13 protein-coding genes are annotated in these 9,851 nt (G+C 64.8%); 9 read left to right on the forward strand and 4 right to left on the reverse strand.

Going from position 1 to position 9,851, the window contains the following annotated elements:
* Nucleotides 1-21 precede the first annotated feature (21 nt).
* The gene (locus ACSQ9E_RS10765) at nucleotides 22-489 is read right to left on the reverse strand and encodes a helix-turn-helix domain-containing protein (RefSeq protein ID WP_436217738.1); all 468 of its coding nucleotides are present in this window, start codon (nucleotides 487-489) and stop codon (nucleotides 22-24) included.
* A gap of 80 nt (nucleotides 490-569) precedes the next feature.
* Here ACSQ9E_RS10765 and ACSQ9E_RS10770 point away from each other — a divergent pair, with 80 nt between their 5' ends.
* A complete protein-coding gene (locus ACSQ9E_RS10770; protein ID WP_436217739.1) occupies nucleotides 570-884 on the forward strand; it encodes a YdaS family helix-turn-helix protein in 315 nt (104 codons plus the stop codon).
* Nucleotides 885-898: 14 nt separating this feature from the next.
* On the opposite strand, the gene ACSQ9E_RS10775 is transcribed toward ACSQ9E_RS10770, so the two are convergent.
* The 3 genes from ACSQ9E_RS10775 to ACSQ9E_RS10785 all read right to left on the reverse strand — a co-directional run bounded on the left by ACSQ9E_RS10775 (nucleotide 899) and on the right by ACSQ9E_RS10785 (nucleotide 2,377).
* Complete coding sequence (locus tag ACSQ9E_RS10775) at nucleotides 899-1,282, reverse strand: hypothetical protein (RefSeq protein WP_436217740.1); 384 nt, start codon at nucleotides 1,280-1,282, stop codon at nucleotides 899-901.
* Nucleotides 1,283-1,855: 573 nt separating this feature from the next.
* Complete coding sequence (locus tag ACSQ9E_RS10780) at nucleotides 1,856-2,041, reverse strand: hypothetical protein (RefSeq protein ID WP_436217741.1); 186 nt, start codon at nucleotides 2,039-2,041, stop codon at nucleotides 1,856-1,858.
* A gap of 75 nt (nucleotides 2,042-2,116) precedes the next feature.
* On the reverse strand, nucleotides 2,117-2,377 hold the full coding sequence (locus tag ACSQ9E_RS10785; RefSeq protein ID WP_436217742.1) for a hypothetical protein: 261 nt from the start codon (nucleotides 2,375-2,377) through the stop codon (nucleotides 2,117-2,119).
* A 188-nt stretch (nucleotides 2,378-2,565) separates the two neighbouring features.
* Between ACSQ9E_RS10785 and ACSQ9E_RS10790 the strand changes: the two genes are divergently transcribed.
* The 8 genes from ACSQ9E_RS10790 (at nucleotide 2,566) to ACSQ9E_RS10825 (ending at nucleotide 9,780) form a co-directional block, all read left to right on the forward strand.
* On the forward strand, nucleotides 2,566-3,084 hold the full coding sequence (locus ACSQ9E_RS10790; protein ID WP_436217743.1) for a phage regulatory CII family protein: 519 nt from the start codon (nucleotides 2,566-2,568) through the stop codon (nucleotides 3,082-3,084).
* Nucleotides 3,084-3,860 (forward strand): hypothetical protein, encoded by a 777-nt coding sequence (locus ACSQ9E_RS10795; RefSeq protein ID WP_436217744.1) that lies wholly within the window; start codon nucleotides 3,084-3,086, stop codon nucleotides 3,858-3,860. The genes ACSQ9E_RS10790 and ACSQ9E_RS10795 overlap by 1 nt, the downstream gene beginning before the upstream one ends.
* Entirely contained in the window at nucleotides 3,857-4,834 is a 978-nt protein-coding gene (locus ACSQ9E_RS10800) for a YdaU family protein (RefSeq protein ID WP_436217745.1), read from the forward strand. Before ACSQ9E_RS10795 ends, ACSQ9E_RS10800 begins: the two co-directional genes overlap by 4 nt.
* 178 nt (nucleotides 4,835-5,012) lie before the next feature.
* Nucleotides 5,013-5,513 carry a hypothetical protein gene (locus tag ACSQ9E_RS10805; protein WP_436217746.1) on the forward strand — a complete coding sequence of 167 codons (501 nt, stop codon included), beginning with the start codon at nucleotides 5,013-5,015 and terminating at the stop codon, nucleotides 5,511-5,513.
* A gap of 5 nt (nucleotides 5,514-5,518) precedes the next feature.
* Nucleotides 5,519-7,582 (forward strand): phage terminase large subunit family protein, encoded by a 2,064-nt coding sequence (locus ACSQ9E_RS10810; protein WP_436217747.1) that lies wholly within the window; start codon nucleotides 5,519-5,521, stop codon nucleotides 7,580-7,582.
* A complete protein-coding gene (locus ACSQ9E_RS10815) occupies nucleotides 7,579-7,971 on the forward strand; it encodes a Mor transcription activator family protein (protein WP_436217748.1) in 393 nt (130 codons plus the stop codon). Before ACSQ9E_RS10810 ends, ACSQ9E_RS10815 begins: the two co-directional genes overlap by 4 nt.
* Before the next feature lie 10 nt (nucleotides 7,972-7,981).
* Complete coding sequence (locus ACSQ9E_RS10820) at nucleotides 7,982-8,203, forward strand: hypothetical protein (protein WP_436217749.1); 222 nt, start codon at nucleotides 7,982-7,984, stop codon at nucleotides 8,201-8,203.
* Between the two features lie 23 nt (nucleotides 8,204-8,226).
* A complete protein-coding gene (locus ACSQ9E_RS10825; protein WP_436217750.1) occupies nucleotides 8,227-9,780 on the forward strand; it encodes a phage portal protein in 1,554 nt (517 codons plus the stop codon).
* Nucleotides 9,781-9,851 lie beyond the last annotated feature (71 nt).

Raw genomic sequence — 9,851 nt, forward strand, 5'->3', positions numbered from 1 at the left:
ACCGTAGTCTCCTGTAGTTGCTCAGCGTGTAGACCTTTGCGCTTCGGCCATTTCCTGTACCCCGAGCAATGCATTGATCCGTCGTGCTGTCAATTCCGCATTATCGGGATTTTCGCAGAGGTGACTCAAAAGGCTTCCAATGGCTGCCCTCGCTGGCTTATCCAGTCCGTTAATGAGGCTGGCAATTTCCATCACCGCAGAATATGCAGAAGGAAGTCGGGTGGTATTGGTGGGCAAGTAGCTGGCGCCCATGTCCTGTGTCATAGGGCCCATTGATTGGGCCATTGACTGCGTTTGCATGCCCAGGATTTTCTTCACTAGGTCGAGGCGGGTGCGCTTGGGGGCGGACTTTCCTGCCTCCCACTGCTGGATGGTCTGCCATGCCAACGGCTTGGCGCTTTTTTCGGCTTTGGAGATCTCTCGGGCGAGCTGCTCCATGGACAGCCCTTGCGCGAGGCGGGCGGCCTTGAGCTCTGCGTGAATGGTCATGGCACAAGGGTTTCATGTGCCATCTTGTGGCGCAATGCAAGATGTTCTAGCATTACTAGAAAATATAGTAAGCTATCGACATGGAATCCACCAATCTCGCCAGGCCCAGACCATCCACCGAGGCGGCGACTCAGGCCGTCGTCAAGCTTGGCGGCCCTGTTCGGGCTGCCAAGCTGCTGGGGGCTGACCGCTACCAGCGTGTCCAAAGCTGGATGGCCAACGGCGTGCCGGTGGAGTTTTGCGCTCGGCTTGAGCGATTGTTGCAGGGGGCGCTGACCCGGCGTGACTTCTACCCACATGACTGGCCGGACATCTGGCCCGAGCTGGTGGAAGAGGGCGCCGCCAACGACCCCGCCACGGCCCTGGCCCAGCGGCAGGAGGTGGCGCATGCGTGATCCCCAAGACCGCGCTACAGCCCCAGTAGCTTCATCAGCCAGGCCTTTCCGACGTCTGTCGCAATGGTGGCCAGGATGGTGCCAATCGCGCCAAACACCACAACTGCTGCCTTCACGGCTTTTCGACGGGTCGCGCCAGCGGCTTGCGCCAGCTCTTGCTCTATCTGGTCGGCGAATAGCCGGCCTGCTGCCGTTGGTGCAAACGAGAAAAGCTTGGGCGTGCCCGCGATGGGTCTGTGCAATGTCCCTGTGGCGTATTTCGCCGCAATCAGTTCCCCTGCAGCCCAAAGGTCTGCTTGCTCGGGCTCTCGGCTGCGCAACACACGAAGGTAGGTGACCTTGATGTTTTCTTTTTTGGGCCGCGTGGGCGGTATCGGCTTCTGGGTGGTGTTTGCCATAGCCGTCTATTTTGGCGTGTCCATGGGCGGCGTCATCGGCGAGGTGTTGGGGCGCCAGGTGGTCGAGTATTTTTGGCCGGGTGAAACCAGCCGACGGTGCTCGGCAGTTCCATCGCCACATGCTGCCGCCCGAGACCCCGCCACTGTCCTGGCACAGCGGCCGGAGGTGGCGCATGCGTAGCGGCGACATCTTCCCCCGCGTTGCCGATCTGGACCGCGTGTATGGCCGCGTCACGTTGCGCCGGCTGTATGCGTTGTCGGTGCCGCCATTGGGGCGCACAGGTGAGCCGCCGGCTGATCCTTCCCCTTTGCCCGTGATGGCTGGCCCGCGATTGCCGCTGGCTGGGCCTGGGCGGGCTGCGGCAATCGAGCCTGAGCCCTTTGCCTCTATCCCCTGAACCACATAGGAGTTGTTCATGAATGAACGAATCAGCGTTATCGAGGGCGTGCGCGCTGCCGCTTTGGAAGAGGCGGCACGTGCTGCAGGTGCCGCAATGCGCGCGGCCGAAGAAACCGACCCCGTGAAGGCCGCAGAGGGCGTTGTGCGCGGCTTTCTGGCCGCTGAGCGTGCGCTCAGCGCAGGCGGCTTACCTTGCTGTCCACAGAGTTGATTTTGCTTTCGAGTCCATGCAGTTGGCTGCTGAGGGATTTGGCCAATTCTGCGACTGCTTCGGCCAGCAGCTGGGTGGCTGTGTCGCCCTGTTGTTGGGCGGCTGCGGCTGCGTGCTCTGCGAGTTCTCTGGCTTTGATGAAGCTCATGGGTGTCCCTCTTGAAAGATGGGTTGATGTGGAAGTCGCATTGTCTTTCGATTGCGGACACCCGCCAATCTTTGATCAGCCGGCGCCCAGCACGCGCCGCTGCAGCACTGCCAGTGCCTGCTGTGTGCCGGGCTGCGTGCTGCCTGTCACCTGCATGCGCTGGCGCGCCATGTCCATCCACCTGCTCAGGGCCTCGGCAGTGAAGTGGGTTTCGCACTCCACCACCAGCACCAGGTGCTGCATGAACAGTTCCAGGGCCTCCACGCGTTGGTCGAGGGTGGGCGCGGCCATTGGTGCCGTGGCTGGGGTTGCGGTGGGTGCTTGCGTGGATGGCATGGCGGGTGGTCTCGCTTTCGGTTTCGTTGGTGTTCAAACAATCAGATTTATTCCCTGCGCTGCCTCCAAAGCCGCCATGCGGCCGGGGCGCCTCCTCGCTCCTTTGATCGTGGGCCGCTGCGCACGGGCAGGTGTGCGGCGTTCCGCCTGGCGGGGCGGCGTGGGGATTTTTTACAAGGGGTGGAGTCATGGGTTTCAGTGTCTCGGTTCCGCCAGCGGTTGCCTATGGCGAGGGTGAGGCGCCGCCGGCTACACCCGGTCATCGGCTTGATGTGCTGGTGGTGGTGCGCAACCTGCTGAAGGGCAGGGTTGGCAAGGTCGCGCGTGCGCTCAACTGGTCTGAGAGCACGCTGCAGAAGAAGATCAGCGGCGAGGGCGGGTATGTGTTCGGTGTGCGCGATCTGCAGGAGCTGCAGCAGCACCTGGGCGATATCGCACCCACGCAGGCCCTGGCCTCGGCCATGGGCCATGTGTGCGTGCCTGTGCACCCGGTGGAGGTGGCCAGCCTGTCCGAGGGCATGGCGCGCGTGCTGCAGGCCCTGGGCGACCTGGCTGCGGCTGCGCATGAGGCGAATGCCGATGGCCGGGGTGTGTCGACCAATGCGCGCAACCGTGTGGAGTTCTGCCGCTCTGAGCTGCTGGGGGCTGTGAATGCCTATGGCGACTGTGCGGTGCGGCAGATGGCGCAGCCGCCTGGGGGTGGCTGATGGTGCAGGTTTCAATCGGCATCCGCAACCTCGAAGCGGTGCAGGCCGAGCTGGCGAAGCTGGCCGGCCCGCAGGCGCGCCAGGCCTATGCCAAGGCGCTCAATGACACGGGGTTTCAGGTTCGCCGGCAGATGCAGGCAGAAATGGCGCGTGTGTTCGATAGGCCCACGCCCTATGTCCTGAAGAGCAGCTTTGTGCAGCAGGCCACGGCCAATAAGCTGAGCGTGCGCATTGCGCCCGAGAACCAGCGCGACAGCCCGGGGGTGGACCCGCAGAAGATCCTGCAGGCGCAGGAGTTCGGCGGGCGGCGGCGCGACAAGCGCAGCGAGGTGGCCCTGCGGCGCGCGGGCATCTTGCCCAGCGGGTACCAGACCAGCATCCCGCGTGTGCCTTACCCGGGCAGCGATGACGGGCGTGGCAACCTGCGCGGGGCGTTCATGGTGCAGCTGATCAGCTACTTTCAGGCGTCGCCCGAGCAGGGCTACAGCGCCAACATGTCGGACAAGCGTAAGCGCGCTATCCACAAGGGCAACAAGCGCACCACGGGGCGCCGCTACTTCGTGAGCTATGGCCGCCTGCGTGGCCACCACCTGGCCCCAGGCATCTGGGCTGCCAGTGGCACGGGTGGGGTGGACGTGAAGCCGGTGGTGATGTTCGTGCGCGTGGGCACGTACAAGCCACGGCTGAGCATGGAGCGCATCGCCCAGGGGGCGGATGTGCAGAACTATCTGGACAAGCGGGTGCGGTTTCGCATTCGGGAGGCGGCGGGCGTATGAATCACTACCCCCACCATATCGGGGATTTCAACAGCGCTACCCGCCATCTAACGTTCGTTGAACGTGCGTTGTACCGGGAACTGCTGGACCTGTACTACGACACCGAACGCCCGTTGCTCGCCGATGCAACGAAGCTCGCACGGCGTGTGCTGGCCCACACCGATGAGCAGCGCGAGGCGCTCCAAGCGGTGCTGCAGGAGTTCTTTGTGCAGGAGGATGACGGCTGGCACAACGCCCGGTGCGACCGGGAGATTGCTGCCTACCGTGAGCGCATTGAGCAGCAAAGCCGCGCTGGTAGGGCGTCTGCAGAGAAGAGGGCGCAGCGTATGCCGGGCGATGGTGACGGTGTGGGCACTGTTGGTGCGGGTGCGCGAAAGGCGCCCAACAAGCAAGCAACGGATGTTGCACGCCCGTTTAACGACCGTTCAACCAACCAGAACCAGAACCAGAACCAATTAATACCCCCCAACCCCCCTGCAGGGGGGGCGGACGCGGTGGATGCTGCGCCTGGTCGGGCAGGGGGGAGGGTGGGGCAGGCAGGGCAGGGGGCGGGTATCGAGGCGGCCGGCATCGCATCCAGGCTGTGTGCGTTCTTCCCCGATCAGCGGCGCACCCGGTTGCCCGAGGTGGCCCAGCTCATCGCATCGCTTGAGGCTGATGGCACGGTCAAGGCTGAGCAGCTGCTGCAGGCTGCTGCGCAGCAGGCAGACAGGCTTGGCATGGAAGGGGGCAAGGCCTGCCCATCGGTGCTGCGATGGTTGCGTGAACAGCGATGGATGGACGTGGCAGCGGACGCGGGCCAAGCAGGCAGCGTGCCCGACAACTGGCGCGAGACACGCAGTGGCATCGAGGCCATGGGTGTGCGCCTTGGGCTTGGGCCATGGGACCAGGACAAGGACAAGCTGCTCGCCTCGTACGAACGTCGGGTGGTCGAGGCCTATGAGGCATCGCTCGGGCTGGGGGTTCCAGCGTGACCCGGCCCGCGAGCGCGCACCATCGAGGTGCACTCCCCCGTCGCGGGTCCTTCCGGCAGAGTCCCAGTGCGGGTAATTCGCACCCCGGTCGCAGACTGTTCCGCAGGGTTGCTAAGGGGGTTAAGTGAAGGTGCTCCCCTACATGGATCAGCAAGTTTCGCAAGCGGAATTTGCTGCGATGGTCAGTCTGAGCGAGGCCCGCATCAGCCAGCTCGTGGCCGACGGGGTGCTGGTGCGTGGGGACTCTGCGCAGGAATGGCTGGCGGCCTACTGCGAGCGCCTGCGCGACCAGGCCGCTGGCCGCCTGGGGGATGGCGTCGGTGGCCTTGACCTGGTGCAGGAGCGCGCGGCGCTAGCCCGCGAGCAGCGCGAGGGCCAGGCCATCAAGAACGCTGTGGCCCGAAAAGAATACGCCCCTGTCGGGTTGCTGGCCGACGTTCTCGGCCAGGCCGCCAGCGCCGTGGTGGGGCGGTTCGACCAGCTGGAAGCAACGCTGCGCAAGGCCTGTCCCGATCTGCCCCACGAAGCCAAGATCGCCATCCTGCAGGTGATCGCCTCGGCGCGAAACGAGTGGATCCGCTCCACTGCCAAGCTGGTGTCGCAAAGTGTGGACGCGATGCTGGAATCCGATGCGGATGATGAAGATGCTCAGGCCGACGCCGAGGGCCCTTCAGCATGACCACCATGCCACCCGTCCTCCATCGCGAAACGGCCGAGGCCATCATGGCCGCTGTCCGCATCGGGCTGGAAAGTTTGCGTGCAGAGACGCCGCAACGGCTGGGTGACTGGGCGCCTGAGAACTTCATCATGGCGGGCGAGAGCAGCCACCAGAAGGGGGCATTGGTCCTATGGTGCTTTCAGGTGGGGATACTGGATTTCATGGGTGATGACCGCATAGAAGAGCTTGACGTGATGAAGGCCAAGCGTGTCGGCTACACCAAGATGATCACGGCCAAGATCTGCTACAACATTGCACACCGCCGACGCAAACAGGCGCTGTGGCAGCCCACCGACGATGACCGGGATAGCTACGTCAAAAGCGAGATTGATCCACTGCTCGATCCTGAAACAGGCGTGCAGGCGATCAACAAGGCCCGCAAGCTGGGCAAGACCACCGAAGAGACCATCAAGTACAAGCCCTTCCGGGACAGCGCCCTGCACCTGCTGGGGGGTAAGGCTGCGCGCGCATTCCGGCGCATCACCTTGGACGATGCCATCCTCGACGAGATCAGCAAGTTCGATCGCTCAATTGAAAAGGCTGGCCCGCCACGAGGTCTGGCCCGTGGCCGATTGGAAGGTGCCGCATACCCCAAGCTGACCTGCGGATCAACGCCGCTGCTCAAGGGTCTTTGCCACATCGAGGATGCTGTGAACGAGGCCGAAGGGCTGGTGCGCTTCCACATCGAGTGCATCCACTGCGAGGCAGAACACCAGCTCATATGGGGTGGGAAGAAAGTAGCACACGGCTTCAAATGGACCTGGGGCCAGCACGGCACGGTGCATCACGTCTGCCCGCACTGCCGCAAGTCCATTACTCAGGCCGACTACATGCCCGGTGGCGTGCCGGTGAACGGTGCGTGGGTGTGCGAACGCACAGGCAAGCGCTATGGCCCTGATCGCATATGGCGCGACAGCCTTGGCCATCCCTGCACCCCTCCCATCACACTCGGCGTGCATGTGTGGACTGCCTACAGCCCGCAGCGCGCCTGGTCCGATATCGTCAAAGAATTCGAGAACGCCTTCAAGGCGCTTGAGGCCGGCGATGCAGGCCCCATGCAGCTCTTCGTCAACGAAACCCTCGGTGAAACCTGGGAGCTGGCCGGCGAGCGCACCGACGAGCACGCCCTGCAGGCCCGCGCCGAGCCCTACAAACTCTGCACCGTTGCCAAGGGTGGCCTGTACCTCACCGCCGGGGTGGACGTGCAGCGCAACCGCTGGGAAATCACCGTCTACGCCTGGGGGCGCGGCATGGAATCGTGGGTGGTCGACGTCATCGTCATCGAGGGCAACCCCGCCGTTGATGAGGAATGGGACGCCGTCACCCAGCAGCTGCAGCGCCGCTACAGCCAGGAATGGCACGGCGGCAGCCTGGGCATCAGCGCCACCAGCATCGACAGCTCCGACCAGACCCAGGCCGTGTACAACTGGGTGGCCAAGGCCCAGCACGTGCTGCCCAACCTGCGCGCCATCAAGGGCGACGGGAACGAAGCCGTCAACATCCTGGGCCCCAGCAGCCTTCAGGAAGTGAACTGGCGCGGCAAAAAGGTCACGCGCGGCATCAAGCTGTGGCGCGTCGGCGTCGATGCCGCCAAGGATCTGCTGCTCGGCCAGCTCGCCATCCAGAACCCCGGGCCCGGTTACGTGCACTTCAGCGACGAGCTGCCCCGCGAGTTCTACGAACAGCTCACCGCCGAGCAGCGCGTGCTGGCCAAGGTCAACGGCCGCGACGCCTTCCGCTGGGTCAAGCGCCGGCCGCGTAACGAGCAACTCGACAACCGCAACTACGCCCTGCATGCCGCCATGGGGCAGGGCCTGCACAAGTACAACGACGAAAAGTGGTCCCGGCTGGAGGCGTCAGTGCAGCCGCCCGTGGACCTGTTCAGTCCACCCACGACACCAGCAGCTGCAGCCGCCAGCGCCCCCGCGCCAGCAGCAGCACCTGCCCCCTCACAGCCTGCGCCCCGTCCGGTGGCGCGCGCACCCCAATCGTCCCCCTTCGCGTCCAATGAATGGAGCAGTCGCCTATGAGCACCTATCCCCCCGATGACTCGCAGCACGCTGCCCAATCCGCTGCCCAGGCAGAGGACGCCGCCGTGCAGTTGGAGCGCGATTTCCTGGCCATCGTGCGCGAGGACATCGGCATGAACGAGGGCCTGGCCGGCATCTTCGCCCGGGCCCTGGTCGATGGCCTGCGCCGGCGCATGGGCGGCCAGGACCTGTACGTGCCAGCACCTGACCGCAGCGAGCGTGACGCGGCCATCCGCCGCGAGTTCACGGGCACCAACATCGATGAGCTGATGCGCAAGTACGGGCTGAGCCGCACGCGGATCTATGAGATCGCGGGCGCCCGGGCGCCGCGCATCGTCGGCTCAAAGAATCCGGCTTTCCCCCTAGAAACCGGACGCACTCCTGCGTAGTGTGGCGCGCATGACTACTGCAACCGACATGCTGGCCAAGTACCTCGAAGCCGAGGCGGCCGTCCTCTCTGGCAAAACCGTCTCGTTCGGTGGCCGGACCCTCAGCTCTGAAAACCTCGAAGAGATCCGCAAGGGCCGATCCGAGTGGGAGCGCCGTGTTGCCCGTGAGCAGAACGGCGGCGGGGCCACGGTGGGCGGCCTCGGCTACTCCGTCGCCCGCTTTGACCGCTGACCATCGGCAGGAACACCACCACCATGAACCTAATCGACCGCATCGTCGCCTGGCGCGACCCCATCAAGGGCCTGCAGCGTGCCCAGGCGCGCCGCGCCCTGGCGCACTATGAGGGCGCCAAGTCCAGCCGCCAGCGCAAGAACCGCGCCGACAACAGCAGCCCCAACAGCCTGGTCGGCTCGGGTGCCGCCGCGCTGCGGGCCCACGCGCGCTTTCTGGAGCGCAACCACGACCTCTCGCGCGGCGCATTGCGTGTGCTGGTCAACAACGTGGTGGGCGCCACGGGTATCGGCATCGAGCCGCAGCCCCGCCGGGCAGACGGGACCATCCACAAGGAATATGCCGACGCCCTGCGCGAGGCCTACCGCGACTGGCAACGCAAGCCCGAGGTCACCAAACGGTACCGCTGGCCCCTGGCCCAGCGCCTCATGGCCTACACCTGGTTCCGTGATGGTGAAGGCTTCGCGCAAGAGCTGGTCGGCCCGGTGCCCTTCCTCAAGCACGGCACGCGGGTGCCGTACTCGCTGGAGCTGTTTGAGGCCGATTTCATCCCGCTGGATTTTGACGACGCGTCCAAAGGCATCCGCCAGGGCATTCAGTCCAACGCCTGGGGCGAGGCCACCGGTTACCTCGTCTACAAGGGCGACCCGCGCGATTCGATGGTGCTGCGCGATCAAGGCGCGCTCAAGACCGTGCCTGCCGAGCGCATGCTGCACCTGGCCACCCTCGACCGCCTGCACCAGCAGCGCGGCGTGTCCGAGTTCGCCAGCGTCATCACCCGCATCGAGGATCTGAAAGACTACGAAGAAAGCGAGCGCATCGCCGCCAAGGTGGCCGCCTCGCTCACCGCTTATGTCAAGCGCAGCGAGCAGGATGGCTATGTGGGTGAGGGGCCCAAGCCCAAGACGGACGACGATGGCAACCCCCTGCCGCGCGACATGCACATGCAGCCCGGCATGATCATCGACACCCTCATGGTCGGCGAAGAGATCGGCATGATCGACAGCAACCGGCCCAACCCCAACCTGGTGACGTGGCGCTCGGGACAGCTACGCGCCTTCGCTGCAGGCATCGGCGCCAGCTACTCCAGCGTCAGCCGCGATTACAACGGCACTTACAGCGCCCAGCGCCAGGAGCTGGTCGAGCAGTGGATCCACTATGCCGTCCTCACCGATGAGTTCGTGGGCATGTTCGTACAGCCCGTGTGGGAGTCGTTCGTGCAGATCGCGCACCTGAGTGGCGTGGTGCCCATGCCGCCCGACCTGCGCCCAGGCAGTGCCGATGACGCGCTGTTCGTCGGCCAGAGCATGCCCTGGATCAACCCCGTGCACGAGGCCGCTGCGTGGGAGAAACTGGTGCAGGCCGGCTTCGCCAGCGAGGTCGAAGTCATCCGCCGCCGTGGGGGCAACCCGCGCGACGTGCTCGAGCAGGTCGAGGCATTCCGCAAAGAGGCGGCCGAGAAGGCCCTCATTTTCAGCAGCGACGCGGCGGTGCGCTTCGGCACACTGGTCAAGCCAGCTGATACGGATGAGGAAGATGCCAAAGACGCCAAGGGCAAAGAATTGGACCCGGCGTGAAATAGTCCGGTTTCTTCCCTAGAAACCGGACAGGCGATTCCAGACACTGAGGGCTCTCCAACCGAGAGCCC

The organism is Acidovorax sp. LjRoot118, from assembly GCF_964253575.1.
Lineage (GTDB): Bacteria > Pseudomonadota > Gammaproteobacteria > Burkholderiales > Burkholderiaceae_C > Acidovorax.

Excerpts from the sequence above, each read along its gene's own strand:
- ACSQ9E_RS10810 (WP_436217747.1), top strand. The coding sequence starts at position 5,519 with ATGCCACCCGTCCTCCATCGCGAAACGGCCGAGGCCATCATGGCCGCT.
- ACSQ9E_RS10825 (WP_436217750.1), top strand. The coding sequence starts at position 8,227 with ATGAACCTAATCGACCGCATCGTCGCCTGGCGCGACCCCATCAAGGGC.
- ACSQ9E_RS10785 (WP_436217742.1), bottom strand. The coding sequence starts at position 2,377 with ATGCCATCCACGCAAGCACCCACCGCAACCCCAGCCACGGCACCAATG.
- ACSQ9E_RS10770 (WP_436217739.1), top strand. The coding sequence starts at position 570 with ATGGAATCCACCAATCTCGCCAGGCCCAGACCATCCACCGAGGCGGCG.
- ACSQ9E_RS10795 (WP_436217744.1), top strand. The coding sequence starts at position 3,084 with ATGGTGCAGGTTTCAATCGGCATCCGCAACCTCGAAGCGGTGCAGGCC.
- ACSQ9E_RS10805 (WP_436217746.1), top strand. The coding sequence starts at position 5,013 with ATGGTCAGTCTGAGCGAGGCCCGCATCAGCCAGCTCGTGGCCGACGGG.
- ACSQ9E_RS10765 (WP_436217738.1), bottom strand. The coding sequence starts at position 489 with ATGACCATTCACGCAGAGCTCAAGGCCGCCCGCCTCGCGCAAGGGCTG.
- ACSQ9E_RS10800 (WP_436217745.1), top strand. The coding sequence starts at position 3,857 with ATGAATCACTACCCCCACCATATCGGGGATTTCAACAGCGCTACCCGC.
- ACSQ9E_RS10775 (WP_436217740.1), bottom strand. The coding sequence starts at position 1,282 with ATGGCAAACACCACCCAGAAGCCGATACCGCCCACGCGGCCCAAAAAA.
- ACSQ9E_RS10780 (WP_436217741.1), bottom strand. The coding sequence starts at position 2,041 with ATGAGCTTCATCAAAGCCAGAGAACTCGCAGAGCACGCAGCCGCAGCC.
- ACSQ9E_RS10815 (WP_436217748.1), top strand. The coding sequence starts at position 7,579 with ATGAGCACCTATCCCCCCGATGACTCGCAGCACGCTGCCCAATCCGCT.
- ACSQ9E_RS10820 (WP_436217749.1), top strand. The coding sequence starts at position 7,982 with ATGACTACTGCAACCGACATGCTGGCCAAGTACCTCGAAGCCGAGGCG.
- ACSQ9E_RS10790 (WP_436217743.1), top strand. The coding sequence starts at position 2,566 with ATGGGTTTCAGTGTCTCGGTTCCGCCAGCGGTTGCCTATGGCGAGGGT.